This is a genomic window from Streptomyces sp. NPDC001135, assembly GCF_053598395.1.
Genome location: NZ_JBSFKD010000004.1, coordinates 169,185 through 195,208, shown reverse-complemented (window position 1 = coordinate 195,208; position 26,024 = coordinate 169,185). Strand labels below are relative to the sequence as shown.

The window sequence follows — 26,024 nt, the reverse complement described above, 5'->3', positions numbered from 1 at the left end:
GTGTTCGTCCGGGACGGCCGCCGATCAGGCGGTGCGTCGGTGCGTCAGAGGACGTTGACCGCGCTCCAGGCCGCGGCCACGGTGGCGTACTCGGGGCTGGTGGCGCCGTAGAGGTCCTTCGCCGCGTTCAGAGTCGCGGTGCGGGCGCCCTTGTAGTCCGTGGTGGAGGTCATGTAGACGGTCAGCGCCCGGTACCAGATGGCGGAGGCCTTCTGGTTGCCGATGCCGGTGACGGTGGAGCCGTTGCAGGTGGGGCTGTTGTAGGAGACGCCGTTGACGTTCTTGGCGCCGCTCCCCTCGCTCGCGAGGTAGAACCAGTGGTTGCCGACGCCCGAGGAGTAGTGCACGTCGAGGCGGCCGACCGACTTCGACCAGCAGTCGGCGGAACGGCCGTCCAGGGACGGCTTGTCGAAGCGGCGCAGCCACGGCGGGGTGGACTGGTCGCTGAAGAGGTAGTCGGGGGTGTCGACCGGGTTGTCGGCGTACCACTCGACCATGGTGCCGAGGATGTCGCTGGTGGCCTCGTTCAGGCCGCCGGACTCACCGCTGTAGCGCAGGTTGGCGGTGGCCGAGGTGACGCCGTGGGTCATCTCGTGGCCCATGGTGTCGAGGTCGACCTGCTCGGGGTCGGTGGTGCCGTTGCCGTCGCCGGTCATCATGCAGAAGCAGGAGTCCGACCACTGGGCGTTGTCCCAGTTGGTGCCGACGTGGACGAAGACGGTGGCACCGCGGCCGTCGTTCTTGATGCCGTTGCGGCCGAAGGTCGTCTTGTAGTAGTCGAACGTCTCCGCGGTGTTGGCGTGCGCGTCGACGGCGGCCGTGGCGCGGTCGGCGGAGAACTTCCTGCCGTCGCCCCAGATGTCGTCGGCGTCGGTGAACAGGGTGCCGGAGGAGCTTTTCAGGGACGAGGACGAGAGGTTGTGCGCGTCCTTGGTGATGTGGCCGCGCACCGGATCGATCAGGGCGAAGGTGCCGTCGGCCTGCTGGGTGGTGTCGATGCGGACGTCACCGGTGTACTCGGAGTGGCCGGTGCCGGTCGCCTCGTGCTCGGCGTCGTAGTTCTCGATCGCCGCGCCGGTGGTGGCGTCGGTGACGAAGACCTCGCCGTGCGGCTGGCCCTTGTCACCCAGGCCCTGCACGGTGGTGCGCCAGGCCAGGCGCGGGGTGCCGTCGGCGGCCCACACGATCAGCTCGGGGGTGGTCCTGGCGTTGCGTACCAAACCGTGCGAGCGCTTCAGGGCGCCGGCCGCGGTGCCTCTGGCGTCGACGGTGGGGGTGACGGACTTGAGCGCCACCTCGTGGGCCTTGGCGCGGGTGGATCCCCGGAGCGAGCCGTCGGCTCTCTGGTGGACGACGAAGTCGCCGCCGACGACGGGGAGGCCACGGTAGGTCCGCTCGAAGCGGACGTGCTGGGTGCCGTCGTTGTCGATCACGACGTCCTTCACGTGGAGGGTCTGGCCGGGGCCGAATCCGAAGGTGCCGGAATGCCGGGTCACGTTCGCCTTGGCCTGGGATATCGCCGTGTCGCGGACGGATGTTCCGCGCTGTACCGCATGGGTCTGCGAGTGCGCCGGTACGGCCAGGGCTCCTGTGGTGACGACTCCGGCTGCGACCATCGCGGAAAGAGCAAGAAGGGGACGGGTCATGACGGGGTGAATCCTTCGCTCGTCGTGGGGTGACGACGTCCTTGGACGTTGACGCGAAGTGTTCAACAAATGGCATGTCCCTGACGTGACTTCATCTGGGATACAACTCGGGAGCTATAGGTGTGCGCAGTCGTGGGCCCGGCCGGTCACCCGCGCTCGCCCAGGGCGAACTCCTCGCCCCCGTCCTCCCACCAGGCCATGTACTGCGGCCGCTGCCGCACCAGCGACAGGTAGGCGGCCAGCAGACGCTCGCACGCGGCGTCGACGAGCCCGGGCGGAACCGAGTCGGTGTTCCAGGCCAGCAGCAGGCGCCGGTGGAACGGGACGTCCACGAGCGGCCGCTGCACGGTCCCCTGGGGCGAGACATCGGCGGTCGGCCATACGCCGCAGACGGCGCGCCGGCCGGCGACCAGGATCTGCGCCACGGAAAGGTCCGGCGTCACGTGGGCGATGCGCGGAGTGAACCCGGCTGCCTGGCAGGTGAGATGCAGGTACGCGTGGACACCGCTCTCGTCGGCCTCCGGCATGACCCAGTCCTCCCCCGCCAGCTCATGGAGACCGACCGTTTCCTGGTACGCCAGCGGGTGGTCCTCGGCGAGCAGGACGAAGACCGGTTCGCGCAGCAGTGTGCGCGTCGCCACCGACTCGCCGACCGGCAGGGGGAAGCCGGGGAACTCACCGAACACCGCGATGTCGCATTTCGACAGACTCAGCGATTTCATCAGGGTGTGCACGGAACGGCGGGCATCTATGGTGAGCCGTCGTTCCGGAACGAGTTCGAAGAGGGCGGAGACCAGCAGGGACACCAGGGGGGCGGCGGTTCCGCCCGCCCTGAGCGGGGCGGTGGCCTGCCTGTCCGCCTCGGCCGCCGATCGCGCGTGCTCGCGCAGCCGGTCGAAGCCGACGACGAGGTCACGGGCGCAGCGCAGGACGTACTGCCCGTTCTCGTTCGGCTTCACACCGTCGGCGCCGCGGATGAAGAGGGGTCCGCCCAGCTCGTGTTCGATCCGCTTCAGCTGGGCGCTCGTGGCCGGCTGGGAGAGTTGCAGCCGTGCGGCGGCCTTCCGGATGCTGCCGGCCTCGGCGACCGTGAGCAGGATACGGAGGTGCCGGAACTCGAGGTGCATGACCCTTCCCCGCTCAGCGCGTGGGGATCTCTGCACCCCCCGTGACCAGCAGAACCCATTGCCCGACGGCATGGTGACCAAGAGTCCGACGGGCCCGCGGGGGTGGCAAGCACGGGATGGCAAAACCACCGCGAGGTGACTGAAGTCACATGGCCAGCTTCACTGACCCGCCGCCCCCCTCTTTGATCGTCGTGCACGACGTCGTGGAGGACGACGGACGGCCGTGCATCGTCATGGAGTACGTCCCCGGCCACACGCTCGGCGACCTCCTCAAAGGAGGCGGCACCCTCCTCCGGCCGTCATGGCTGTCCCGAAGTCCGTGAGGACCACGCGGCCCTCGGCGCCGAGCAGCACGTTGCCCGGCTTGACGTCACGGTGGGACGTCGACACTGACCCGGGCCGGCGAGATGATCGGGTCCATCGCCTACATGGCCCCGGAACGCGGACGGCGGCCGGGGCCGGAGTCCGACCTGTGGGCGCTGGGCGCGACGCTGGAGCAGACGATCGAGGGACGGCCACCGTTCCGCCGGGAGACGGCGATGGAGAGCGCGTACGCCATCCCCATGGACCGCTGGGACCGGCGACCCGAGCCGGACGGCTGACGCCCCTCATCGAGTCGCTGCTCGCCAAGGATCCCGGGGAGCGGCCCTCCGCGCAGAAGACGCAACGAGTCCTGGAGGCAGCGCGGGGGGCGGGACCACGGTCGTCTCGCCTTCGGCTCACGCGATCCCGCCGGCCGGCGTGAGCGGGCTGGTACCAGGGCACGAACCCGCTCCGGCCACGGTCCGCGAACCGTCGTCTCCCACGCCCACCCGGACCGGCCGCCGCCCTTCCGGGGCCGCGGCCGCCTCTTCCGCGCCATCGACCTCGGCTACGGCCGCGAGGGCGACCGAGAGTACGACATCCACCTCTCCGCGCCCGACTCCGCATGGGACACCTACCGCCCCGTCTTCGACGAGGTCACCCACGGATTCACCACATCCACTCCCTGACCGGTCTCACCGAGGCGCACGGCGGTGGCCCCGGCGGGGAGCGGGAGGGAAGTCCTCAGCCCGCATTCCTGGTCTTGATGAGCGGCGCGTCCCGCGTGAACTCCCGGAACCCGACGCTGCAGTACAGCCCGCGCGCCTGGGGATGCCCCGGCGCACCCAGGCAGGCGACCGTCATACGAGTGGCCCCGGCCGCCCGCGCCAGATGCATCCCGTGCAGAAGCATCGCCCGCGCCAGCCCCAGACGCCGGTAGCCCGGATGCGTCCCGACCGGCTCGAACTCAGCGGTCCTGTTCGCTTCGTCGAGCCACATGATCGTCGAGGATGCCATCGTTCCGTCCGGCGCCTCCACCAGGAGGTGCAGGTCGCCGCAGTACCCCGCCGTCTGCCGGACCCCCTGGTAGCCCTCGGCCGTGTACGTCGACGGAGCCCATGCGTCCAGATGGGCCTGTACCGCGCCCTCCGGCCCGGCCTCGTCGGCGGTGCGGAACCGGAATCCGTCGGGCAGTACCGGCTCTTCCACGTCGGTGAGGTCCCGCTCGTTGAGCTGGGTCCAGGACCCGGTGTCGCCGAGGGCGGACGGGTCGGTCCCATAGCCGTGCGCCGACCATCGCCGCAGGGCGAACTCATCGGCGGCGCACGGCATCACGCTGCGCTCCACGCCCGCCGCCGCACCGTCGTACCAGTCGATCACCTCGTCGACCAGCCCCGCGTGGTCCGGATGGACCTGATAGGCCAGATAGGCGCCGGTGACGTCCTTCACCGACCCGTCGCTCCGCCCCACCCGGTGCGGAAGGTGGAGCCAGCCCCACGCCACCAGGTCCCCGCCGGAGAACCACAGCCGGCGCCGCCAGCTCGCGCCCTCGCCGGCGTGCCCCTTGCCCCAGTTCCAGGCCAGCTCCCCGAACGACGCGTCGCTGTTCACCAGGTCCGGGCGGACGGCCGTGACACGCTGCGCCAGGCCCTGCATGAGCTGTACGTCCGCAGCGGTCACCAGCTCGGAGTTCGCCATGGTGCGCCACTGTGCCAGGGCCCCGTCGAACGGTCGAACCGTTTTTCCGGGGTCCCCGATCGCGCCATCCACCGGGCAACGAACATACTCACCCCGTCCTGACGCTGACTCAGTCGCTGCGGTGGGCCCCGCGGGCTCAGTGGAGGCAGAGGCAGAACGGATGACCGGCCGGGTCCGCGTAGATCCGCCAGTTGGCCTCCGGGCGGAGCTGGTCCGTCCGCTCCAGCACGGTCGCGCCGAGGGCGAGCGCCCGCTTCTCCTCGCCGTCGAGGTCGTCCACGTCGAAGTCCAGGTGGAGCTGCTGCGGGCGCTGCTGGCCCGGCCATTCGGGCGGCCGGTAGCCGTCCACCCGCTGGCAGGCCAGCGGCGTCCCCTCGAACCCGTGCACCTCGACCCAGTCGGGATCCTCGGAGTCCGCGACCACCCGGCCGCCGAGCAGATCCGCGTAGAACTCCGCGAGCCGTACCGGATCGGCGCAGTCCAGCGCGACCGCCTGCAGCTTTCGAATCACTTGCGACACTCCTCGCTCGTCGGCCGCTTCCGCGACACCCCCGTACGGACGAAGTCGTACCCACCGCCGCGGCGGGCATGCGCGGCGGTGGGTACGGCGACCAGCCGCTGGGTCAAGCGTTCCTGCACCTCTCCGGTCAGCTGAGCTTGAGGTGGGCGCCGATCTCCGCGGCGACCTCGGGGTGGGAGAGGTACTCCGCGATGCTGTGCGCCTGGTCGCGGGCGTTGATGACGGCGTCGTCAGTCACCGTGCCCGCCCATGTGCCGGCCAGTGGGCACCCGATGGTCACCGCGTCGGACGGGTACCACGCGTTCAGCCAGTCCGTCACCGCGTCGGGACGCTTCGGACCACCGATGAGCAGCCTCTTGTACACGCTGTCCAGCCCCAACGGGCTGCCCGCCGTGGTGAGGTGGATCGTACGCGGCCCGGGCGAGAGCCGTGTGGTGAGGTCCATGCCGACCACCGTGCCGAGGCTGTGGCTGACGAACACCACCTCCCCGTCTTCCGGGAACGTCTCCAGGACACAGTCCAGAACCGCGTCCCTGACGCGGCGGTCGTCGAGATACGCGGCCACGTCATGGAGGACCAGGGCGATGGTCCACGCGTCGAGGTCGCTCCTCGCGGCCAGCCAGCGCAGCTGCCGGTGAAGGTCCCCGACGATGTCGCCCACGGCGATCCGCTCGAGGTCCGGCTGTCTCTCCTGCGGGATGTTCCACCGGACGGCGGCCTCGCCGATCATCTCCTCGTACACCGCCCGGGCCGTGGGCGACGCGGGAAGCACCGCCTCCGCCGGGGAGAGACTGGTGGTCTCGGCGGCACGTGGCACGGCCTCCTGCGCCGGGAGCGCCTGCACCAGTCGATCGCCGTAGTAGGGGAACCAGGCGTCGGCCGGGTCGACCGGCGGGAGTCCCGCGCGGACGAGTCCCTGGTTGAGTCCGGCCGTCCACTCGCGGCGCAGGTTCTCCGGGTCCTTGCCCTGCTGGGAGCGCCCGTGCAGGAAGACCAGGTGGCGTTCGCCACCGAACGCGCCTTCCCGGGCCCGCAGCCCCGTGTGCGTGACCGCCGGCGCGGCGGCCGGTGACGGTAGGGCGCCTGCGGACGGCAGGACGGGCGCGGCGGACTCCGCCGGCACCGGACCCAGACCCGACTCGGCGCCCATGTCCGCCAGCGGGCCCGGCCGGGCGTCGGGCGGCAGCTGTGCGAGGTACCGCAGGATGGAGCTGACGCGCACCCCCTCGTTGGCGACCCAGTCGACCGCGTCGTCACCGTCACCCGGCTGCCACTCCTGCCCGTCGGCGCGCAGGACGCGTCCCTGGTCGTCGGTCCTCGGCACCCCGCTGTGGTGGAGGGCGACGACCTCCCACTGGTCGTTGAAGACCGGGGATCCGGAATTGCCGGGTTCGGTGTCCGTCTTGTAGTGGAGGAAGTCGTCGAGCCGGACCTGCAGCATGTTGTCGCGGACGGCGATCTCCTTCAGGCGCCCCATCGGATGGCCGACCACGTTCACCGGTTCGCCGACGACCAGCTTGCCCGGTTGGGCACTGAGCCGGTTCCAGCCGAACGTCTCGCCCGGCGGTCGGCCGGCCGGGTCCGGGGCGACCAGCACCAGGGCGAAGTCCAGGCGCTCGTCGGCCACGAAACACGCGTCCGGGTCCAGCTCCAGCCGCGTGGACGGCTGCGGGGTGTTGTCGACGGTGACCTGGGCGTCGAACTCGACGAAGCACTGCCGGGCCGCCTCGGCGTCGGCGAGCACATGATGGTTGGTCATCAGCAGGCTCGGTGACACCAGGAAACCGGTGCCCAGCGGCAGTTCGCGGCCGTTCTCCCGTACCGATATCCGGGCGACGGTGCGCGCCGCCCGGGCCCCTCGCGGCAGGAAGCTCCACGACTGCAGTTCCTTGGACACCCCGAGGATGCGCTCGTAGGCGTCGGGCGTGGTCAGCGGTTCCTTGCGCACGGCCTCCACGGCCATGGCGGCGGGCACCGCGTGCCGGTCCAGCAGGCGCATGGCGCGCGCGGCGAGCGCCTGTGGCGAGTCGGGGAACGGTACGCCGGCCTCCAACTGCCGCTCCACGGCATCGCGCTCGTCGCTGGTCGCGTGGTACCGGTCGGCGGCCGCGGCGACTTGGCGTGCGCGCTGCTGATCCGTCCGTTGGGTCGCACGCATCTCAGGTGTTCCTCGGCGCGGTGCTGTGCCACGGCACGAAGGCGTTGGTCAGCCCGGAGAGGGCCGTACGCAGCTCGGGGTGGTGGCGCAGCAGGACGGTGACCATGCTGTTGTCCTCGATCCAGGCCATGCCGGCCTTGGAGTAGACCTCCGGGGTGTAGTGGGTGGTGAAGAACCGGTCGCTGTTCAGCCGGCGCGAGGCCATGAGGATGAAGATGCGGAACGCCGTGTCGCTGAAGGCGAATCCGGCCGGCAGTTTCTCCGCGTACAAGCCGACCGTCAGGTCGACCTTCTCGATGTCGCCGCCGTACAGCCGCTCGATCTGCTCGGCCCACGCCGGATCGTGCGCCAGCTCCGTGAAGCTCTCCGCGGGCTTGAGCCGCAGCAGCCGCCGGAACTCGTTGTAGCGGGGAACCCCCAGTTCCCGGGAGCGCAGGATGTCGGTGGCGGCGAGGTCCTGCAGCAGCCCGTCCGGCCGCTCGAACTCCTGCAGGAACCTGGGGAAGTTGTGCAGGGTGACCAGTCCGGGATGCAGCGTGCCGAAGCTGTAGAGCAGGTCGGCCATCTCCGTGGTCTCCAGGAACTTCAGCGCCCCCGGGCCGGAGATGTCGCGCAGGGTGCAGTGGCGCAGGGTCGTGTCGTCGGCCACGGCCCGCAGATGCCATTCGTCGCGGATCAGCGGGTGCATGCGGTACACCGCCACGAACTCCTCGGTGAGCGCGTACGGGACGCCGTAGTGATCCGTCTCACCGCCGGGGATGCCGCTGATGACCTCGCTGCCGCTGATGCGTCCGAACAGGTTGTGGAGGCGCTCGCCCGCGATGCCCCACCAGTTGGCGCGCAGGGCCTTGACGGTGGTGGGGTGGCTGATCACGGCCGGTGTCCACTCCACGGTGTGGATCTTCGCGAGGAGCGCGGAGTTGACGAGCCGGGCGCGCTGGAACAGCTCCTCGTCGCTCCAGGACGGGTAGGCGCCGTGCAGGTGGTCGCAGATCGCGTTGTGCTCCCGGGTGAACAGGTCCTGCATCATGGCGAGGCCCAGCCAGAAGCCGGGGACGCGTGTGGGGTCCTGCGAGGGGTCGGCCGGGACGGGGGCCTGCTCGTCGTCCCACAGATGCAGTCTGCCCTGCTCTCCGGTGCGCAGCTGCTGCTGTTCGGCCTCGTTCTTGCCGTAGATCTGGGACGCGTCCCACCAGTGGGAGGACACGTTGACGCGGGTGTCGGGCGTACCGGGAGGTGCCTTCGGGTCGCGTGTCGGGTCGTCCGGGACCCGCATGATCTTCATGGGGTGTTCCGGCCAGGGGTCGTCGTCCACCAGGGGAACCACCCAGGGCCGGTCCGTGGGGCTCGTGCCGTGGCTGAACCAGTCGCGGATCATGAACTGGAGCCAGGCGGCGACCAGGGAGTTGACGGTTTCGGCCGGGACGAGTCCGTCGCGGGTGAGCAGGGTGCGGCTGACCTCGCGGGGACTGGGCTCGGACAGTACGTCCTCGGGCGCCGTCGGGGCAATGGCCTCCAGCGGGATGTTCCGGCCGAAGCGGGTGCCGGCCATGCCCATGCGCGGCGCGCCGAGGTCGTTGTGGCTGCCGTCGGCGGTCCGGTTGACCTGGTGGCTCGCGGACGGGGGCGCGGGCTCGGGCTGGTTGGTCGCGGGCAGCCCGTCGGTGTCGTACAGGTTCTTCTGCCGGAGCCTGACACGCAGCCCGAAGAGTGTCAGCAGACCTGCCGGTACGGGCAGTTTGTCCCAGCCGATGCGGCGATCGACGTACTGAGCGGCGCTGGTGATGATCCGCCAGGGGAGCGAGCTGCGGTATCCGGGCGGGATGCGCCATAGGGCGCGTCGGTGCGTGCTCATCGCGGTACTCCTTGGGTGGCTCCTGGTCGTCTCGTTCGGGGACGGCGTGGTCGGGTGGGTCAGGCGTGGGCGGCGTCTGCGAGAATCACGTCGCTCGCCTTCTCGCTGATCATGTAGATGGGGGCGGCGACGAAGAAGCCGGGAATCCGGGGGAAGACCGAGGCGTCGACGATCCGCAGACGGCCCACTCCAAGGACGCGGAACGCGCTGTCGACCACCGCCGAGGGGTCGTCGGCGCGTCCCATCCGGCAGGTGCACGACGCGTGGTGGCCCCATGCCTCGTCCTGGACGAAACGGCGCAGGGCGTTGCGGTCGTCGACCTCTTCGCCCGGCCACAGCTCCCTGAGGACGACGGTGTCGGCCCTGCGGTTCATCCCGCGTACGAACTCCACCGCGTCGACCATCGCTTCGAGGTCCAGGCCCTCCTTGTCCGTGCCCTCGGTGAAATAGTGGAAGTCGACCAGTGGGGTGTCGCGCGGGTCCGCCGAGCGCAGCCGGACGCGGCCTCCCGTGTTGTGGGTACGGCTCTTGAGAATGGCCCAGGTGAAGCGGTCCTTGTGGTGGGTCAGGTCGAGGGAGTAGCCGGGGCGGTACCCGCGGAAGTCGAAGGGTCCGCCGAAGATGAACAGGTCGGGGGCATCCAGGTCCGGGCGGGACTTGCGGGTGATGCCCACGACCGCGCCGTTCGTGGTGTAGAGGCCCTTGCCCTGCTGCCACGCCCGGTAGCAGCGGTCCGGTTCGGTCCCCGGCTTCGGGGCGTGGAAGTCGCACTCCTTGATGAGTGGGAACTCGCGGTGCATCTGGCTGACCACGCCGACTTCGTACCGGTCCTGGAGGTGTGCGCCCACCCCGTGCAGGCCGACGCGCACGGGGATGCCATGGCGCCCCAGTTCCTCGGGCGGTCCGATTCCCGAAAGCATCAGCAGCTGGGGCGTGTTGAAGGCGCCGGCGGCCAGGATCACCTCACGGGAGGCGAGGACCCGGCGCAGCACTGCCGGTCCGGAGTCCGGCCGGGTGCCGGGATCGGCCCGGTAGGCGTGCGCCTCGTCCAGGTAGTCGACGCCGGTCACCGCGTTTCCCTCGTCCAGCACGATCCGGGCGGCCAGCGCGTGGGTGCGGACCACCAGGTGGTCCGGGTGACCGCGCTGTACGGCCCGGACGCGTTCGCGTACGGCGCTGCGGCGGCCGCCGGCCGTGGACACGGGGATCTGCCACAGCCCTTGCAGCGCCTCGGTCTGCACCCGCCAGTCGTTGGGGTCGACAAAGGAGCCGAACCCCTCGAGGGGGGACAGCGGCCGGTCGAGGAAGCCGGCGAGCGTGTCCTCCGCGGCGGAGAGGATGACCTTGAGCAACTCTTCGTCCTGCACGGCGAGTCGGGGATCGGCCAGGGCGGTGGGAAGCCAGCCGTCGAACCCGTGGCGGGCGTCGTTGCGGTACCGGTCGGCCACGACGGGCAGGTTCCGGAGCACCGCGGCCAGGAGCGGGTTGTGGGGCGGACGCTTGGGTTTCGGCAGGTAGGAGCAGCGCTCCAGCCGCTCGAAGTACCGGCGCATGGCCGTGCTGTGCCAGGTGGCGTCGCCGGTCTCCGCCGCGATGGCGTCCCAGTCGCGGTTGTACGGATAGACGGTGATCAGAGCATGGTGCGCGGTGCACCCGCCGATCGTCCCGGCGCGCGGGTAGAGGACGCCCTTGCCCGGTACGAACTTGCCGTCGCGCCGTTGCTGCTGCTCGTCGGCGTAGTGCCGTACGTAGTAGTTCCAGCACTGCACGGGGTCCTCGGAGGCGTCGGCGTGGAACGCGGGCACGAGGTAGCTGTCGTTGTCCTCGGCACCGCCGGCGTCCAGCAGCAGGGTCCGCATGCCGGCGGCGGCGAGGTTGGCCGCGAGCGGACCACCACCCGCGCCGGCGCCGACGACGACGTAGTCGAAGCCCGTCTCGGTGGGGGGAGCGGCCCCGGACGCGGTCGTCATGCCGGCTTGTCCTTCGCGGAGTTGGCGAGCGAGGCAGTGGCGCTGACGGACAGGGCGGTGTTGACGGCCGAGATGAGGGTGGTCAGTACGGCGGTGCGGGGCGGGGCGTGCCCGTGCAAGCCGACCGTGGCCGCCGTCGCGGTGTCACTGCCGTGGATCAGGATGGCCTCGCGCAGGTCGTCCCGCAGCCGTTCGCCGCTGTGGGTCAGCAGATCGAGGCCCAGCAGGACCGTGCGGATACCGAAGAGGCGAAAGGCGTAGACCGCTGCCGGGCTCGGTGGATCGCGGTCGGGATCGAACCGTCGGATGAGCAACTCCGGTGCCAGCAGACCGGCGGCTCCGTTGAGAATTCTGATGCCGGCGAGGAGGTATACCGAGACAGGGCGGCTGGAGGCCGTGGCCATGATGTCTCCTGGGTGTGGTAATTCGTGATGACGGGACGGTCCGCCGAACCCCACGGAAAGGCCGAACCCCGTGGAAGGGGAGAGGAACACCCTGGACGCACTGTTGGTGACCACGCTAGGGGACCGTCTGCTCAACGGCATCTCGGGGAGGTGAGGCCCAACCTGAGCAGGCACGCTGAAGGGTTGAATTCGCAATGGTCGAACGGGCAAATAGCCGGGCCTGACTGTGACGCACCCTCTCTTCGCGGGACCGCGAACCGGCGTATCGTGAGGGATGAGCCGCTCATGGCACGTTCCCGCCGCAGAGAAACCTCATCGCTCATTTCGGCCGTGCGTGGAACTGGACGTACTCGATGGTCGCGCCACCTGGGTGCCGTACGGTCAGATTCCGGCCGGTGGGCACCTCGTTGGGACCGTCGATGACCTTTCCGCCGTGCTGCTCGGTCATGCGCAGGACCCGGTCGATGGACTCGACGATCGCGGTGGCGTGCGTGCCTCGGTAGGGAGCGAGGGCTTCCTGCGACCCTGCCAGAAGCAGATAGCCGCCGATGCTCGCGAGTTCCAGATCGCGGTAGGTGAACCTCAGCCGCGGCTGCTCTCCGGTGAGTGCGACGAAGGTCGGCAGGGCCACGTCCAGGTTGTCGACGTAGACACGGGCGAGGGTGGCGAGCACGGTCACGGCCATCTCCTAGATCATTTCGACTTTCCCGAAACGAGGAAGTGATCTGCATACTAGCGGTGTCACGTGGACGAAGACGAGGAGTGCCGGTGGGACAGCCCGACCACGCGGATGCGGACCTGGCCGCGGTGCTCCATGCGCTGGGCGATCCGGTGCGGTTGGCACTGGTCCGCCGGATGGCCGACGACGGTGAGTGCGCGTGCAGCCCGGCCGGCGTGGACGTGCCCAGGTCGACGCTGTCCAACCATTGGCGGATCCTGCGCGAAGCGGGAATCACCCGGACCCGGCGGGTCGGGAAGGCCCGGCTGATGGCTCTGCGTCGCGCCGATCTCGATGCCCGCTTCCCGGGTCTCCTCGCCGCGGTGCTGGCCGAAGGCAGGCAATGAGCACCAGGGCCACCGCCCCGCCCAGGACGGGCGGTCCCGCACGGGTCGGACGCCCCGGGCCGGCCACCCGAACCGGGTAGGCCTCGGACCCCGCACCCGAGTGCCCGGGCCTCAGGAGCGGGGGCCGCGTCACAGATCCCGCCCCCGGCCGCCTCCGCGAGGCGGGCCGCACAGCGATGGGCAGCACCTCGCAGCGGCTCGCTCCTGGCCGCCAAGTCGGTCCGCGCATGCGCCGGCCACAGATCATCGACGAGCTGGTCGACTGGCGCGTTCTTGGTCTCCGCCCGGTGCGCGGCTGACTCCTGCACCTCCAGCTGCCGAGTGCTCGCTCGTGACACGAGGTACTGCCCGAACAGCGAGCCGCCCGCACCGAGCGCGACACCTGCCAGTGACAACGACGCCGGCCCCAAGGTCCCCCAAGGTCCCATGACTGGAGTCTTCCGACGTCGTGGCCCTCGCACTCAGGCCTGGGTCGCCGGCCGCTTCGGCAGAAGGAAGACGACGATGCCCGCGATGACGGCGAAGACCAGCACCGCGAAGGACGCGACGGCGAAGGCGTGGCCGGCGGCGGCGACCCTGCCGACCGCCGCGGGATGGAACGAGCTGAAGAAGACCGCTCCGACAGCGGCAACGCCCAGCGCCCCGCCCACCTGCTGGGTGGTGGACAAGACCCCTGACGCGACACCGGCCGACTCCGGCTTGACGCGGCTCAGCACCGTGTTGAGCGCCGGCGTGATGACCAGTCCGCCACCGACGCTCTGCAGAACGAGGGTGGGGATCACGAGCAGCGGAGTGATCCGCGGGCCGGACACCAGCAAGAGGCCGGTCGCCAGGTAGCCGATCGCCAGTGTGATCGCCCCGACCTCGAGGACACGTCGCCCGTATCTCGGGATGATCCGGCTCGCCACCATGCTGAACACGAAGAATGCCGTGGCTGCCGGCGCCTGGACCAGGCCCGCGCCGAGCGCTGACATGTCGAGGCCTTGCTGCATCGTCACCGACAGGGCCAGGTAGTACGAGTAGATCAGCGCGTACAGGGCGAGGACGAGAATGATCCCGAGCGAGAAGGAGCGCTGCCTGAACAGCGTCAGCGGGACCAGCGGATCCCCGCCCCGCCGTTCCAGGCCCCGCTCGATCGCGACGAAGAGGCCGAACCCGACCGCGCTGCCCGCGAAGCAGGCCCAGACCCACCAGGGCCATCCTGCCTCCTGCCCCTGGATCAGCGGGAGCACCAGGAGGAACAGGGCCGCGCTGAGCACCAGGACCCCGGGCATGTCCAGCTTGCGGGTGGCGGCTCGGCCCGTCTTCGGCACGTATCGCACAGCGAGCAGGAACAGCGCGATTCCGATCGGCACGTTCACCCAGAACACCATGCGCCAGCCGGAGGCGAACAGGTTGGCGCCGATCAGCAGTCCGCCGACGACCTGCCCGCCGATGGTAGCCATGCCCATGACAATGCCGACCGCGCCGTAGACGCTGTGCCGCCGCGCCGCCGGCACCAGGACCGTGACGAACGCGAACACCTGGGGAACCATCAGGGCGGCCCCCAGCCCCTGGATGACCCGCGCGGCGATCAGGCTGCCCGCGTTCGGTGACAGCGCACAAGCGACTGACGACAGGGTGAACAGAGCCACCCCGAGAAGGAAGATCCGCTTGCGGCCGTACAGGTCGGCCAGGCGGGTGGCGGTGATGATGAAGACCGCGTAACTCAGCTGATAACCCGCCAGAACCCACTGGACGTCGCTGTCGGAGGCATGCAGGTCCGCCACGATCGAGGGGTCGGCGACCACGACGATGAACGAGTCAAGGACCGCCATGAACAGGGCGGCCAGGACAATCGACATCGTCGTCCACGGAATGGCGTCGGCTTTCGCGGCCATCGCTGGCCGACCGACTGCCTGCTGACTACTTGCCACGGGAGAAGACCTCTTTGTTCGTCGGGGTCCGGCAATGCCAGGACCCGGGAAGATCGGCTGGCGCGTTTCGCCGGGCGGCGGTCAGGACCGGCGCCCGGATCGCGCCGGTGGGGTGCGCCCCAGGGAACCGGCCAGCCTCTTGACCACCTCGGCCGCCATGACGGCCTGGCCCGAGGCCGAGAAGTGGATGCGATCCTCGCTGAGCAGGTTGCCGCGGTCGTTGACCGGGTGATCCCACATGTCCACCACGACGGCGTCGTATGCGGAAGCCAGCCCGCGCACGATCTCGTTGACCGCGGTGATCCGCTCCGGCCAGTCGGGGAAGGCCGGGACGACATACGCCCTGCCGAGCGTGAAAGTGGTCAGCAACGCGCCGGTGCCCTTCGCCAGGTCGTACATCCGCCGAAGGGTTCGCTCGATCTCGCCGAAGTCCGGCCTGCGCCGCACGATGTCGTTGGCCCCGCACGGCACGTGGAGCAGGTCCGGGGAGAACTCAGCCATGCGGGCCGCCTGGTTCTCGAGCGTCTGGGCGGTTGTCGCCCCGGTCTCGGAGACGTTGAGGTACTCCAGATCCGGCCGGACAGCCCGCAGGACACCGGCAACCCGGTCCGACCAGCCCAGGTCCTGGTAGCCCGGGGTGGGATCGCCGGTTCCCGCCGAAAGGCTGTCTCCGATCACGCCGTACCTGCCCCACGGGGCCCCACTCAGCAATGCCGTGGCATCCGCCCGGTCCAGGCAGAACGGGTCGGTTGCCTCGGTGAATACGGGTTGCTCCATACCGAAGAGAGTACAGTCGACCGTATGTATTCTCAAGCAGCCGCCGTCCGGCCGGCCGCCGGTGCCCGCCCTGCCCGAATTGCCCGACTGCGACTCGATGACGCCCGTGCTCGGCGCGGTCGTCCCGGCCCGCCCCACTCGGCGTCGGTCATGTCCGGCGGATACCGTCGAACACGGACGCGGTCGTCACCGAACCGGTGAACCGGCCTTCCGGGGGCCGCCCCACCCCTGCCGGCCTTCCCGGAATCGTCGTCGCCGGGCCGGCTCAGCCATGGAACTGGTTCGCCGGGACCGGGAGCCCGTAGTGCTCACGCAGGGTCGTGCCCTCGTACTCCTCGCGGAACAGCCCCTTGCCGCGCAGGATCGGCAGCACCTGCTCGACGAAGGTCGCGAGGCCCGACGGCAGGGCGGGCGCCATGATGTTGAACCCGTCCGCGGCACCGCCCTCGAACCAGGCGATGATCGTGTCCGCGACCTGCTCGGGTGTGCCGATGAACTCGAAGTGACCGCGTCCGCCGCCGAGCCGGGAGATGACCTGCCGCACCGTCAGTCTCTCCCGCACTGCGAGCTCGGTGATCAGGTCGGCACGGCTCTGTGAACCTTCCAGCTTCGGCCGCGCCAGGACGAAGTCCGGTAGCGGCCCGTCCAGTTCGAAGACCGACGGTTCGGTTTCGAAGACCGCGGCCAGCTGGCGCAGGCCGTACCCCGGGATACGCAGGTCGTCGAACCGCCGTGCCAGCGCACGGGCTTCCGCCTCCGTCGACCCGATGTACGGGACGATGCCCGGCAGAACGATCACACCGTCCGGGTCGCGCCCCGCGGCCCTGGTCCGCGCCTTGATGTCGGCGTAGAAGGCGGCCGCGCGCTCATACGTCGTGTGCGCTGTGAAGATCGCCTCCGCGTGGCGGGCCGCGAAGTCCTTGCCGTCCTCGGAGGAACCGGCCTGGACGAGCAGCGGGTAGCCCTGCGGGGGACGCTCGACATTGAGCGGGCCGGCCACCTTGAAGTACCGGCCCCGGTGGTCGAGGCGGTGCAGACGCGCGGGGTCGGCGTAGCGTCCCGTGGTCCTGTCCGCGATGACGGCCTCGGACTCCCAGCTGTCCCACAGCGACTTGGCGACCTTCAGGAACTCGTCGGCGCGGGCGTAGCGTTCGGCGTGGCCGGGGCGGTCGTCCAGGCCGAAGTTGGCGGCCTCGTCGGCCCCTGCCGAGGTGACGATGTTCCAGCCCGCCCGGCCCCCGCTGACATGGTCGACGGACGCGAGCCGACGAGCGAGGTTGTACGGCTCGTTGTAGGTCGACGACACGGTCGCGATGAGGCCGATCCTGCTGGTCGCCTGGGACAGCGCGGTCAGCAGGGTCAGCGGTTCGAGCTGGCCCGGCGGCCGGAACTCGCCGGTGCCGATGAGGGCCGGGCCGTCCGCGAGGAACAGCGAGTCGAACTTGGCGCTCTCGGCCAGCCGCGCCAGCTCGATCCAGTGCCGCAGGTCGAAGTCCGCCCGGGGATTGCTGTGCGGGAGCCGCCACGCTGCCTCGTGGTGGCCCGCCTCCATGAGGAAGGCGTTGAGATGGAGCCGACGCCGTCTCGTGCTCATGAGGTGACCTTCAGCTTGGAGCTGTCGTAGCCGGCCGGCAGGAGGTTGTTGGTGATCGACTTGACGTCGACCTTCTTGGTGATCTGCCCCGCCTCCAGGAAGGCGTCGGCGAGCTTCTGCTCCAGCTCGATGTCCGACTGCTCCACCGGGGTCACCCGGTTCGAGTAGGCGGCCAGGGACGCCTTGGCGTCGGCCAGCGGGATGCCCTGCTCCTTCGAGAGCGCCTGCGCGTACTGGTCGGGGTTCTTGACGGCCCAGGCGAACTCCCGCGAGAGCCTCTTCAGGACGTCCGTGAGAGCCGCACGCCTGGTCTTGTCCTTCAGCGACTTGTCGGTCGCGACGTAGTAGCTGCTCGTCTGGTCGATCGGCGGGAGACCCTTCACCAGGACCCGCGCACCGTTCTTGACCGCGATCGCGGACTGGGGGTTCCAGATCGACCAGGCGTCCACCTTGCCGGAGTTGAACGCCGTCGCACCGGCCGCCGGGTCGAGGAACGTCAGCTTCACATCCTTGGGGGTGAGGCCGACGCTGCGCAGCGCGTTCAGGGCCAGGCCGTGAGCCGAACTGCCCTGCGGAACAGCGATCTTCTTGCCTCTGAGGTCGGCGGCCGTCCTCAGCTTCGAGCCCTTCGGCACGATGATGTTCTCCACCGCCTGGTCGGGCGTGAGCGAGCGGTTGACGGCGACGACCTTGAAGCCGTACTCCTTCGCGGCGCCGGTGATCGGTGGCACGTCGCCGACGCTGCCGAGGTCGATGTCGCCCGAGGCCGCGGCCTGCACGAGCGGCGGGCCGTAGGTGAACCGGGCGAACTTCACCTTGTACGGCGCGTTGTCGAACACGCCGGTGATCTTCGCCAGCTCCTGGCTGCCGTCACCGCCGTTGTCGCCGACGGTGAAGGTGTACTTGCTCCACTCGGGGTGCTTGGCGTCGCTCGCCTCACCGGCGTTGCTCAGCGGCGCGGCGCTGTTCGAAGACGACGATCCGCAGGCGACGAGGGCGCCCGCGAGGGCGAGCGAGCCGATGGCGCCGATGAGTCTGGTGGTTCTCTTTCGCATGGTTGTCGTGCTTTCTGTGCTGGGGTGAGGGTGTTCGGGGAGGTCAGTGCTGGCCGGCGAGGCCGAGGTCTTCCAGCAGCCGTGCGCGGAGTTCCTCGCGTGCGACGCTCGATTCCCGGTCCGCGGCGGAGAGGCGGACCTCGCGCGAGGTTCCGATGCGGCCGTCGCTCATGACGACGATGCGGTCCGCCAGGGCGATCGCCTCGTCGACGTCGTGGGTGACGAGCAGCATCGCGGCGTGGTGCCTGGTCCGCAGCGCCCGTACGAGGTCGTGCATGCGCAGCCGGGTGATCGCGTCGAGGGCCGCGAACGGCTCGTCGAGCAGCACGAGTTCGGGCTCCGAGACCAGTGCCCGCGCGAGGGACACCCGCTGGGCCTCCCCGCCGGAGAGCTCCTTGGGCCATGCCCTCTCGCGGCCCGCGAGTCCGACCTCGGCGAGCACGTCGCGGGCCCGCTGTTCCGCGTCGGTCCCGTACAGGCCGAGCGTCACGTTGCGCAGTACCCGCTGCCACGGCAGCAGCCGGTCGGCCTGGAACACGACCGCTCGCTTCACCGGGACCTCCACCCGCCCCCCGTCGGGCCGGTCCAGTCCGGCGAGCAGGCGCAGCAGGGTGCTCTTGCCGCAGCCCGAGGGGCCGAGCAGGATCACCAACTCCTCGTCGCCGATGGTGAGGTCGAGGTGGTCGAGCACCACCCGGTCGCCGAACCGACGGACCACCTGCTCGACGACGACCCCGGTCCGCCGGCGAAGCTCGGTCGCTACTGCGCTGCTCATGACGCCTCATAACTGGGACGCCACCGCAGCAGCACCCGCTCGAGAATCCGGACGAACTGGTCGGCGAGCAGACCGAGGAGCGAGTAGATCACCAGCCCCACGAAGACCTGGTTGGTCTGCAGATACGTCTGCCCCTGGGTGATGAGGAAGCCGAGTCCCTTGTCGGCGTTGACCGTTTCGGCGGCGACGAGGCCCAGCACGCTGTACGCGAGGGAGAACCGGAGCCCGACCAGGAAACCCGGCAGGGCTCCCGGGACCAGTACCCGCGTGACCAGGCGCCAGGTACCCGCGCCCGTCGTGCGCGCCATCTCGATCAGACGCTGGTCGATGCCCCTGATCGCGGCGAACAGGTTGAGATACATCGGGACCCCGGCGCCGAACGAGATCAGCAGCACCTTGGTGAGCTCGTCGATGCCGAACCACACGATCATCAGCGGCAGCACCGCCAGCAGCGGGATCGTGTTGAGGACCTGCACGAGTCCATTGAACAGATACTCGCCGCTGCGCAGCAGACCGCCGAGCACCCCGGTGGCGATGCCCACGGTCAGACCGATCAGGAGGCCGATCCCGGCCCGTTGCAGCGAGATGGCCAGGTCCGGGCCGAGTACGCCCTGCTGCCACAGATCGGCGGCGGACTTCACGATGGAGGTCGGCGCCGGAGCGTAGGTCTTCGCCAGCACGCCGGCCCTGGCGAGCGCCTCCCAGGCGACCAGGATCACGACCGGTGTCGTATAGATCCCCAGCGGCCAGCGGAGGCGGTCGCGGAGCGTGCTGAACGGTGTCCGGTGGCGGGCATCGCGTGGCTGGAAGACCTCACGTTCCCGCACGCTCGCCGGCTCGGTGCCGGCGGCGGAGGTCTTGGTGACGGCCGGCGCCGTGAGGCGGATCCCGGTCATGCGACCGCCTCCAGGACCCCGGTGTAGTGCGAGGCGTCGCCCACGAGTTGCCGGCTGCGGCGGCCGTCGACGCCGACCGGCACCTCTCCGGCGACCGTCACCCGGTTGAGGCGCCGCGGGTGGTCGTCGTAGTTGTCCACTCCGTAGTGCTGGGTGATCCGGTTGTCGAAGATCAGTAGCTGGCCGGGCTTCCAGGCCCAGCGCAGGATGTTCTCCGGGCGCGTCACGTACGACTGCAGGACGCGCAGCAGATCGGTCGAGTCGCTGCTCGGCAGGCCGACGACGCGCTGGGCGAACCCGCCGATGAACAGGCCGCGTTCACCCGTGAGCGGATGCACCCGTACGACCGGGTGCTCGGCCTCGTAGGGCGTCGAGACGAAGATCCGGTCGTACTCCTGACGCTGTGCCGTCGTGGCCGAGGGGCGGGCGTAGTCGTACTGGTTGGTGTGCACGACGCGCAGCGAGTCCGCGAGGACGCGCAGCGGTTCGGGCAGGTCGCGGTAGGCCGCGGCCGCGTTCGCGACGAGTGTCTCGCCGCCGTACGGCGGGATCACGAGGGACCGGAGGGTGGTGAGCTGCGGCGGGTTGACCACGAAGGTGACGTCCGTGTGCCACTCGTCGGCCTTGGACGTCTCGCTGTCGACGGCGAGGACGTTCGTCGTGCCGTCGGCGGCCGGCACGTTCGGGTGGGCGGTGGTGAGTTCGCCGAACCACGCGGCCACGCGCTCCTGACCCGCGTTGTCCAGGTTCACCTGGTCGAAGACGATGGCCTTGTGTTCGTCGAGGGCGTGGCGGAGTGCCGTCACCGTGGAGGGGTCGGGCGGCGCCGTGAGGTCGACGCCCTCGACGACCGCGCCGATGCGGCCGGTCAGCTTGCGGAGGGACGGGGGCATACGGAGGTCCTTCTCGGGGAGGCGGGGCGCACCACAGGGTGCGGAGAGGCGAAGGGTCGAGAGTGAGGGGGCGACTCGTGCGACGGTCCACCACGGATGCGGTGGTGGTCGGGTCGCCGTACCAGAGGGACGGAACGGCCGCGCTCAGCGCACCTGATGCGGATCAGGCCACCAGGAGGCGGGTACGGCTCCGGCCGGACCACTGACACGTCGCGTCATGGGGACGTGGACAAAGAGCCGGTTGAAAGTGTCGTTCAGGAGACGGCTACGACGGCCGCACAGCGCGGCGCCGCATGACGACGTGCCGCTTCAGCGACAACAGAACGCGCTGGAGACGTGCGCCAGATCGATGTGGCGCCGCCGAGTGAGGTCCACGCGCGGGTTCATGGGACCGGAGTTCAGCAGAGGTCCGCCCACCGGTCAAGAAGTTCCCGGACGGGTCTTGCATCGCGGACACGGACAGCCGGCGCATGTCCGGGAGCCGGGCCGCTGCCGAGGCACCACCGAGCACTGCGCGGCCGGCTCCCCTCCCCCACCGGACGGGGTATCACCGAGCACTACGGCCGGTGCCCCTCCCCCACCCGGACACGGTGATCGCCGGGCTCGGCCGACCCCCTCCCGTGGGGCCGGGCGCACGCTTCGCAGAACCGTCATGCCCCCGTAACGCTGGTCCATTGACCGGGTCTGCGGTGCTTGTCAGCATCGGGGCGTGACGGCCGACTCCGGACAGAGGATCACCGATGCCGCCAGTGCTCATCGCGACGCCTGGTCCGCGTCCTGTCCCCGGCCGGCTCGACGGCGCGGCCGCCGTGCTGCGGGCCGTCCCGCACCGGGGCCGCCGGCCCGCACCGCGATCATCGGGGAGACGGGGCTCAGTGCGGCCGCCGTTTCGCGGCACGCGGCCGAACCGCTCGCGAGGGGACTGGTCCGGCAACCGCCGGAGGACGGGCGGCGGCCCCGGCCGGGACGCCCCCACATCCCGCTCGGCATCGACAGGAGCTGTACCGCTCCAGGCTCCGGATGGCCGCGCGCGGTACGGCCGATGCTGGAGGGCCCCAACTCCGACGCGGGCGAGGCCGACACCTGCCAGGCCATCGCCGACAGCGGCATCCCGGCCACCTCGGTCAGCTGGCATGCCGCCGAGAGCGCCCGCACCACCGCCGGCATCAACGCGGTCGACGCGGTCTTCGAGGCCGGCGCCGCCCAGGGCCTCGGCTTCTTCGCGGCCTCCGGCGACGACGGCTCGGACGACGCGGGCGACACGGGCGACACGGGCCACGGCGGCACCTCCGTCGACTACCCGGCCAGCGACCCGTACGTCACCGTGTCGGCGGCACCAAGCTGACCGTCACCTCGTGGGTGACGGGACGCTCCATGCGCTCGCCGTCGACGGTGATGTCGACCGCCTCGTTGGAGAAGGCGAGCAGCCCCCTGATCGGCCCGACCGCGGGCAGCGGGTCCGGGTAGCTCCACACGAGGTGGGGTGGCACGTCGGCCGCACCGCGCCACGACCAGTACTCGGCGGTGCCCTTGTAGGGGCAGCCGGTGTGGTGGCCGGTGGGTTCGAGCAGGCCGAGGCGGACGTCCTCGCGTGGAACGTAGTAGCGCGTGGGCAGGCCGGTCTCGAAAAGCAGGACAGGGCGGTGGGTGTCGGCGACGACCGTGCCGTCGACCGAGACCTGGACGTGCCGGCTGCTGGGGATGGCGTCCACCCTCTTGTGCGGGTCGCGGGGATGGATGAAGATCTCTTCCTCCTCCTCGTACCAGTGGTCCAGGCCCCGTCCCACCCGCCGGAACCACTCGAAGGCGATGTGGCCGGCCAGGTCGGCGGACGGGAAGGTCCAGGCGGCGTTCTCCAGCAGCTCACCGTCGATGTCGAGGTCGTAGAAGATCCGCGAGCCGGTGTGCCGGTCCGTCGGCGGGTTCTTCGCGGGGCGCAGCAGTTCCTCGCGCACCTCCGCGCGGGGGAACGCGTACAGCGGAACGGGGACGCCCGGCTCCCAGACCAGTACAGGGTGCCGGCTGTCGACGACCGTGACCTCGCCCTTACGGCCGCGCACCCAGCGTTCGCTGGGCTCCCACAGAAGGCCCTCGGGGGTGGTCCGCACCGCTTGCAGCGTGGGGGGTGTGGTCATGAGCGGCTCTCCTCTCCGTCGGTGCTCGCGCGGATACCTCGGCGACATGGGGGGCGGCTCTGCCGGCCCGGCCGCAACCTGCTCGGGGCAGCCGAACACCCTCAGATCCTCCTCCAGGGTGCCACTGACCCGCTGTGCGAGCTCAGAGTTGCGCACCTCCGCACAGGACGTCTGATCAGGTCAGTCCCACCAAAACCCCCAATGGGTCTCGCCGACCAGGGATTCGGCATGGTCCTGGAAGGACTCGCTGCACTGGAACACGGCGTCCGGACAGACCACCAGGTGTTCGGCAGCCACATGCAGCGCATGCTCCATGGTCGCCGGCGGAGCACTCACGCTCATATAGAGCGTGGACGGCTTGAGCGCGATCACTCTGGCGCCGAAGCGGTCCTCCCAGCCCCGCGCCATCGCGGCGAACGGAGTGATGTCACTGACATCCGACGGTGTCCATCCCAGCCTGAGCAGCGCTTCACTGCTCGAGCGGCAGGGAACCAGTGCCAAGCGCGGCTCCCCCAGCCAATCGTTCGCGAGCATGTGCGCAAGGTTCGCGTCCGCTACGGCTGTCGGGTCCGCGAGCGGCGCTCCGGCAGGAGCCAGGCCCGGCCAGGATGCCCCCGCCGGGGCCAGAGCCGAAACCCGTTCCTCGGGTTCCCAGTCTTCGTCGGCCTCGTTGTCCGCGATGATCTCGGCCCATTCCGCGACGGCCCAGGCGTCCAGGTCCTCGGCGGTTGTGGCCTTGTCCACGGGCCCACCGAGGTGCCCGCTCAGATCCGGGTGCAGGTCAGCAGCGACACGGAACGGATCATCGCCAAGGAGCACCGGCCACAGCCCGGTCCGGGGATGCGCCGCGCGGAGCCGTTCCACGAGTCCGGTCTCCGGAGCGGTGGCGCCGAACCAGAACCATGGGGTTTCCTCCCGATCCACCACCACTTCACCCGCCGGAAGCGCCAACCCCAGGGACTCGCCGGTCGCGTCGTGGAACAGTGCGGCGATCGCGCTTCCACCAGCGTCATTCGGAGACATGCAGGGAGCATAGATCCCGCCGCCAACCTGCGATCACATGACCTGACGCAAGCCGCTGAATCCCCTTTTGACCACGCGAGCCGAGCAGGCTCCGCCCCCAGTAAAGCCTTCGCGTGTGCCACCGTCCGGATGGTGAGGTGGCACGGTGACCCATCGTGATGAGGCAGCGAGCGTCCGACCGCTGACGCTGGCTTGGGTGAGCCGGCACCTGGAGGCCGGCGAACGGGTCGTCAGAGTCGAGGCACTGCACGGCGGTATCACTGCCGAAGTGCGGAGGCTGACCATGGGAACGCGGGACGGAGACACCCGTCACCTGGTGCTGCGGAGTTTCGTCGACCCGTTCTCCGTGGAGTGCGCCGAGGACCGGCTGAACAGGGAGGCAGGCGCCCTGACCCTGCTCGCGGGGACCGGCGTGCCGGCTCCTGGACTGGTCGCGGTCGATCCGACCGCCGCGCATTGCGCGTATCCGTCGCTCCTCATGACACATCTGGCGGGCCGGGCCGTCCTCGACGATGAGGGGTTGGAGGCGCGCGTTCCTCTGCTGGCCCGTCAACTCGTGGCGATCCACGCGTTGCGACCCGCCGAGCGGCCCCGGGACTATGTGGCGCTGACGACCGCCGACACGGTCGTGACTCCGAGGGGCGCCGACGCGGCGGCGTGGGCCGCGGCGATCGACGTGATCCGCCAGCCCGCGCCGTCCTGTGAAGGGCGATTCCTGCACCGGGACTTCCACCCCGGCAACGTGTTGTTCGACGTGCGGCCCCCAAGGCCGGCAGGTGCCCGGATCACCGGCGTCGTCGACTGGGCGGCGGCTTCCTGGGGCCCGGCGGATCTCGATGTGGCGCACTGCTCCACCAATCTCGCGTTGCTGCACGGCCCGGTGTGGGGTCTGCGGTTCGCTGAGGCGTATGAGGAGGCCGGTGGAACGCTGGCCGCGACCACGAGGGAGCGGCTGTACTGGCGGGTGCGGGACGGGCTGGCGTGCTCAGAGGAAGTGCAGTTGGTGGCGCAGGCTGGCGGGAGGCAGGGAGGACCGAACTGACGACGCGAGCCGTGGAGGAGCGGCTGGACGCCTATGTCACCGCCCTGATGGACGCGCCGGACTGAGCCCAGGCGGCCCGGGGCACGGAACCGACCTTGTCATTCACTGATCAACCAAGTGGGCGCGGGCCCGGGGCGTGCAGCCGTACGGCTTGTCCGCAGCCGGGACAGGGGCCCAGAGCTCGGCCTCCGGTTACGTGCGGGGCTGCGGACAGGGGCGTCGGTCGCAGACGGTGCGGCGCAAGGCAGGCCGGTGATCTTGAAGAGCGTGCAGGGTTGCGACACCTCATGCGGACGAGAGCGACGGAATGGCCCCGCGCTCGCGCACGTGCAGATGCCCTTCCAACGGATGCGGCGGGCGAGGTGGGAGGACAGCCTCAAGGGCATATCCCGTCTTCTCGGCGACCCGGCATGAGGCCGGATTGCCGACGTTGTGGGTCAGTTCCAGGCGGGCCAGACCTTCCCCCTCATCGGTGTCGAAGGCCCAGGCCGTCACCATCTCGACCGCCCGGGAGGCGAGGCCGAGGCCACGCGCGGGAGCACCGGTCCAGTAGCCGATCCCGGCCACGGTGCCCGCGCCACCCGGCCGTCTGAGCACGATGTGACCCGCCACCCGCCCGTGCGCGAGCACCGCGAAGCTGAGCCGCTCCCGGGTCTCCCAGCCCACTCCCTGTGCGGCGATCCAGCGCGCCGCGTCCTCCTGGTCGGCCACCCGATGTGACGTCCAGCGACGCAGTTCCTCGTCATCGGCCAGCGCCGCCAGGGCGGTGGCATCACAGGCCTCCCAGGGACGCAGCACCAGATCTCCCGAGCTCAACACCACGGTCATCGCCATCCCCGGCCCCTCCTGCTCATCAGGCTATTCGATCGCACGAAGCCGTACCTGACGCGGGTCCATGACAACGGAGGTTGACCTTCACGGCAGGCCGGTGCCGGTTGAGCCGACGGTCCGCCGGTTCTTCCGCGATGCCCCAACGGGCCAACGACGCACGCCTGTTGAGCAGGTCGACGAGCGGGCGGGCCCCTGCCGGCGTGCCGGCTCCGGCCGCGTGGTCCGTGGTCGGCGGCTGCCGCTCACCCTGCGGGGCCGGTTCATCCGACGACCAGGGGGGCGGCCCGGGGGTGCGACACCTGACAGATGAACCGGATGAGGTGAAACGTGTCCCACATACC

General features: G+C 70.2%; 23 protein-coding genes and 1 pseudogene. 5 read left to right on the top strand and 19 right to left on the bottom strand.

Translation table 11 applies throughout. The features are described 5' to 3' along the window. Positions 1 to 44 precede the first annotated feature (44 nt). The gene (locus ACWC94_RS07960) at positions 45 to 1,646 is read right to left on the bottom strand and encodes a M4 family metallopeptidase (RefSeq protein WP_450795526.1); all 1,602 of its coding nucleotides are present in this window, start codon (positions 1,644 to 1,646) and stop codon (positions 45 to 47) included. A 146-nt stretch (positions 1,647 to 1,792) separates the two neighbouring features. Further along, a complete protein-coding gene (locus ACWC94_RS07955; protein WP_450795525.1) occupies positions 1,793 to 2,773 on the bottom strand; it encodes a LysR family transcriptional regulator in 981 nt (326 codons plus the stop codon). 149 nt (positions 2,774 to 2,922) lie between these two features. On the opposite strand from ACWC94_RS07955, the gene ACWC94_RS07950 reads away from it, so the two are divergent. Both ACWC94_RS07950 and ACWC94_RS07945 read left to right on the top strand, forming a co-directional pair. Then, positions 2,923 to 3,096 carry a hypothetical protein gene (locus ACWC94_RS07950; protein WP_450795670.1) on the top strand — a complete coding sequence of 58 codons (174 nt, stop codon included), beginning with the start codon at positions 2,923 to 2,925 and terminating at the stop codon, positions 3,094 to 3,096. A gap of 84 nt (positions 3,097 to 3,180) precedes the next feature. Next, positions 3,181 to 3,375 (top strand): hypothetical protein, encoded by a 195-nt coding sequence (locus tag ACWC94_RS07945; protein WP_450795523.1) that lies wholly within the window; start codon positions 3,181 to 3,183, stop codon positions 3,373 to 3,375. 445 nt (positions 3,376 to 3,820) lie between these two features. Here ACWC94_RS07945 and ACWC94_RS07940 read toward each other — a convergent pair whose 3' ends face one another. The 7 genes from ACWC94_RS07940 to ACWC94_RS07910 form a co-directional block, all read right to left on the bottom strand. After that, complete coding sequence (locus ACWC94_RS07940; protein ID WP_450795522.1) at positions 3,821 to 4,774, bottom strand: GNAT family N-acetyltransferase; 954 nt, start codon at positions 4,772 to 4,774, stop codon at positions 3,821 to 3,823. A gap of 136 nt (positions 4,775 to 4,910) precedes the next feature. Continuing rightward, positions 4,911 to 5,285, bottom strand: coding sequence for a VOC family protein (locus tag ACWC94_RS07935; protein ID WP_450795520.1), 375 nt, complete (start codon positions 5,283 to 5,285; stop codon positions 4,911 to 4,913). Positions 5,286 to 5,421: 136 nt separating this feature from the next. Then, entirely contained in the window at positions 5,422 to 7,452 is a 2,031-nt protein-coding gene (locus ACWC94_RS07930) for a trypsin-like serine peptidase (RefSeq protein ID WP_450795519.1), read from the bottom strand. Between the two features lies 1 nt (position 7,453). After that, the gene (locus tag ACWC94_RS07925) at positions 7,454 to 9,307 is read right to left on the bottom strand and encodes a peroxidase family protein (RefSeq protein WP_450795518.1); all 1,854 of its coding nucleotides are present in this window, start codon (positions 9,305 to 9,307) and stop codon (positions 7,454 to 7,456) included. A gap of 59 nt (positions 9,308 to 9,366) precedes the next feature. After that, the gene (locus tag ACWC94_RS07920; RefSeq protein WP_450795517.1) at positions 9,367 to 11,277 is read right to left on the bottom strand and encodes a GMC family oxidoreductase; all 1,911 of its coding nucleotides are present in this window, start codon (positions 11,275 to 11,277) and stop codon (positions 9,367 to 9,369) included. After that, positions 11,274 to 11,681, bottom strand: a complete 408-nt coding sequence (locus tag ACWC94_RS07915) for a hypothetical protein (RefSeq protein ID WP_450795516.1) — start codon at positions 11,679 to 11,681, stop codon at positions 11,274 to 11,276. Before ACWC94_RS07915 ends, ACWC94_RS07920 begins: the two co-directional genes overlap by 4 nt. A gap of 319 nt (positions 11,682 to 12,000) precedes the next feature. Next, positions 12,001 to 12,366: a VOC family protein gene (locus ACWC94_RS07910; RefSeq protein WP_450795515.1), complete on the bottom strand. Its 366-nt coding sequence runs from the start codon at positions 12,364 to 12,366 to the stop codon at positions 12,001 to 12,003. A gap of 83 nt (positions 12,367 to 12,449) precedes the next feature. On the opposite strand from ACWC94_RS07910, the gene ACWC94_RS07905 reads away from it, so the two are divergent. After that, positions 12,450 to 12,746, top strand: coding sequence for an ArsR/SmtB family transcription factor (locus ACWC94_RS07905; protein WP_450795514.1), 297 nt, complete (start codon positions 12,450 to 12,452; stop codon positions 12,744 to 12,746). Positions 12,747 to 13,207: 461 nt separating this feature from the next. Here ACWC94_RS07905 and ACWC94_RS07900 read toward each other — a convergent pair whose 3' ends face one another. The 7 genes from ACWC94_RS07900 to ACWC94_RS07870 all read right to left on the bottom strand — a co-directional run bounded on the left by ACWC94_RS07900 (position 13,208) and on the right by ACWC94_RS07870 (position 20,652). After that, positions 13,208 to 14,590 carry an MFS transporter gene (locus ACWC94_RS07900; RefSeq protein ID WP_450795513.1) on the bottom strand — a complete coding sequence of 461 codons (1,383 nt, stop codon included), beginning with the start codon at positions 14,588 to 14,590 and terminating at the stop codon, positions 13,208 to 13,210. A 153-nt stretch (positions 14,591 to 14,743) separates the two neighbouring features. Continuing rightward, complete coding sequence (locus tag ACWC94_RS07895) at positions 14,744 to 15,439, bottom strand: SGNH/GDSL hydrolase family protein (protein ID WP_450795512.1); 696 nt, start codon at positions 15,437 to 15,439, stop codon at positions 14,744 to 14,746. 265 nt (positions 15,440 to 15,704) lie between these two features. Continuing rightward, positions 15,705 to 17,033 carry an LLM class flavin-dependent oxidoreductase gene (locus ACWC94_RS07890; RefSeq protein ID WP_450795511.1) on the bottom strand — a complete coding sequence of 443 codons (1,329 nt, stop codon included), beginning with the start codon at positions 17,031 to 17,033 and terminating at the stop codon, positions 15,705 to 15,707. Next, a complete protein-coding gene (locus ACWC94_RS07885) occupies positions 17,030 to 18,088 on the bottom strand; it encodes an aliphatic sulfonate ABC transporter substrate-binding protein (protein ID WP_450795510.1) in 1,059 nt (352 codons plus the stop codon). The genes ACWC94_RS07890 and ACWC94_RS07885 overlap by 4 nt, the downstream gene beginning before the upstream one ends. Before the next feature lie 43 nt (positions 18,089 to 18,131). Next, positions 18,132 to 18,863 (bottom strand): ABC transporter ATP-binding protein, encoded by a 732-nt coding sequence (locus tag ACWC94_RS07880; protein ID WP_450795509.1) that lies wholly within the window; start codon positions 18,861 to 18,863, stop codon positions 18,132 to 18,134. After that, positions 18,860 to 19,759: an ABC transporter permease gene (locus ACWC94_RS07875; protein WP_450795508.1), complete on the bottom strand. Its 900-nt coding sequence runs from the start codon at positions 19,757 to 19,759 to the stop codon at positions 18,860 to 18,862. Before ACWC94_RS07875 ends, ACWC94_RS07880 begins: the two co-directional genes overlap by 4 nt. Then, positions 19,756 to 20,652: a TauD/TfdA dioxygenase family protein gene (locus ACWC94_RS07870; protein ID WP_450795506.1), complete on the bottom strand. Its 897-nt coding sequence runs from the start codon at positions 20,650 to 20,652 to the stop codon at positions 19,756 to 19,758. The genes ACWC94_RS07875 and ACWC94_RS07870 overlap by 4 nt, the downstream gene beginning before the upstream one ends. Positions 20,653 to 21,694: 1,042 nt before the next feature. Here ACWC94_RS07870 and ACWC94_RS07865 point away from each other — a divergent pair. Beyond that, complete coding sequence (locus tag ACWC94_RS07865; RefSeq protein WP_450795505.1) at positions 21,695 to 21,997, top strand: hypothetical protein; 303 nt, start codon at positions 21,695 to 21,697, stop codon at positions 21,995 to 21,997. Here the strand turns inward: ACWC94_RS07865 and ACWC94_RS07860 are convergent. Both ACWC94_RS07860 and ACWC94_RS07855 read right to left on the bottom strand, forming a co-directional pair. After that, entirely contained in the window at positions 21,972 to 22,787 is an 816-nt protein-coding gene (locus ACWC94_RS07860) for a DUF427 domain-containing protein (protein ID WP_450795504.1), read from the bottom strand. The two genes, ACWC94_RS07865 and ACWC94_RS07860, sit on opposite strands and share 26 nt — an antisense overlap. Before the next feature lie 180 nt (positions 22,788 to 22,967). Continuing rightward, entirely contained in the window at positions 22,968 to 23,810 is an 843-nt protein-coding gene (locus ACWC94_RS07855) for a DUF4253 domain-containing protein (protein WP_450795503.1), read from the bottom strand. A 145-nt stretch (positions 23,811 to 23,955) separates the two neighbouring features. On the opposite strand from ACWC94_RS07855, the pseudogene ACWC94_RS07850 reads away from it, so the two are divergent. After that, a pseudogene (locus ACWC94_RS07850) lies at positions 23,956 to 24,917 on the top strand (phosphotransferase family protein). A gap of 220 nt (positions 24,918 to 25,137) precedes the next feature. On the opposite strand, the gene ACWC94_RS07845 reads toward ACWC94_RS07850, so the two are convergent. Then, positions 25,138 to 25,686 (bottom strand): GNAT family N-acetyltransferase, encoded by a 549-nt coding sequence (locus ACWC94_RS07845; protein ID WP_450795502.1) that lies wholly within the window; start codon positions 25,684 to 25,686, stop codon positions 25,138 to 25,140. Between the last annotated feature and the right edge of the window lie 338 nt (positions 25,687 to 26,024).

What these genes read in the sequence shown, in the direction of transcription:
- ACWC94_RS07960 (WP_450795526.1), bottom strand. Translation starts at nt 1,646, where the DNA reads ATGACCCGTCCCCTTCTTGCTCTTTCCGCGATGGTCGCAGCCGGAGTC.
- ACWC94_RS07955 (WP_450795525.1), bottom strand. Translation starts at nt 2,773, where the DNA reads ATGCACCTCGAGTTCCGGCACCTCCGTATCCTGCTCACGGTCGCCGAG.
- ACWC94_RS07950 (WP_450795670.1), top strand. Translation starts at nt 2,923, where the DNA reads ATGGCCAGCTTCACTGACCCGCCGCCCCCCTCTTTGATCGTCGTGCAC.
- ACWC94_RS07945 (WP_450795523.1), top strand. Translation starts at nt 3,181, where the DNA reads ATGATCGGGTCCATCGCCTACATGGCCCCGGAACGCGGACGGCGGCCG.
- ACWC94_RS07940 (WP_450795522.1), bottom strand. Translation starts at nt 4,774, where the DNA reads ATGGCGAACTCCGAGCTGGTGACCGCTGCGGACGTACAGCTCATGCAG.
- ACWC94_RS07930 (WP_450795519.1), bottom strand. Translation starts at nt 7,452, where the DNA reads ATGCGTGCGACCCAACGGACGGATCAGCAGCGCGCACGCCAAGTCGCC.
- ACWC94_RS07925 (WP_450795518.1), bottom strand. Translation starts at nt 9,307, where the DNA reads ATGAGCACGCACCGACGCGCCCTATGGCGCATCCCGCCCGGATACCGC.
- ACWC94_RS07920 (WP_450795517.1), bottom strand. Translation starts at nt 11,277, where the DNA reads ATGACGACCGCGTCCGGGGCCGCTCCCCCCACCGAGACGGGCTTCGAC.
- ACWC94_RS07915 (WP_450795516.1), bottom strand. Translation starts at nt 11,681, where the DNA reads ATGGCCACGGCCTCCAGCCGCCCTGTCTCGGTATACCTCCTCGCCGGC.
- ACWC94_RS07910 (WP_450795515.1), bottom strand. Translation starts at nt 12,366, where the DNA reads ATGGCCGTGACCGTGCTCGCCACCCTCGCCCGTGTCTACGTCGACAAC.
- ACWC94_RS07900 (WP_450795513.1), bottom strand. Translation starts at nt 14,590, where the DNA reads ATGTCGATTGTCCTGGCCGCCCTGTTCATGGCGGTCCTTGACTCGTTC.
- ACWC94_RS07895 (WP_450795512.1), bottom strand. Translation starts at nt 15,439, where the DNA reads ATGGAGCAACCCGTATTCACCGAGGCAACCGACCCGTTCTGCCTGGAC.
- ACWC94_RS07890 (WP_450795511.1), bottom strand. Translation starts at nt 17,033, where the DNA reads ATGAGCACGAGACGGCGTCGGCTCCATCTCAACGCCTTCCTCATGGAG.
- ACWC94_RS07885 (WP_450795510.1), bottom strand. Translation starts at nt 18,088, where the DNA reads ATGCGAAAGAGAACCACCAGACTCATCGGCGCCATCGGCTCGCTCGCC.
- ACWC94_RS07880 (WP_450795509.1), bottom strand. Translation starts at nt 18,863, where the DNA reads ATGAGCAGCGCAGTAGCGACCGAGCTTCGCCGGCGGACCGGGGTCGTC.
- ACWC94_RS07875 (WP_450795508.1), bottom strand. Translation starts at nt 19,759, where the DNA reads ATGACCGGGATCCGCCTCACGGCGCCGGCCGTCACCAAGACCTCCGCC.
- ACWC94_RS07870 (WP_450795506.1), bottom strand. Translation starts at nt 20,652, where the DNA reads ATGCCCCCGTCCCTCCGCAAGCTGACCGGCCGCATCGGCGCGGTCGTC.
- ACWC94_RS07865 (WP_450795505.1), top strand. Translation starts at nt 21,695, where the DNA reads ATGCTGGAGGGCCCCAACTCCGACGCGGGCGAGGCCGACACCTGCCAG.
- ACWC94_RS07860 (WP_450795504.1), bottom strand. Translation starts at nt 22,787, where the DNA reads ATGACCACACCCCCCACGCTGCAAGCGGTGCGGACCACCCCCGAGGGC.
- ACWC94_RS07855 (WP_450795503.1), bottom strand. Translation starts at nt 23,810, where the DNA reads ATGTCTCCGAATGACGCTGGTGGAAGCGCGATCGCCGCACTGTTCCAC.
- ACWC94_RS07845 (WP_450795502.1), bottom strand. Translation starts at nt 25,686, where the DNA reads ATGGCGATGACCGTGGTGTTGAGCTCGGGAGATCTGGTGCTGCGTCCC.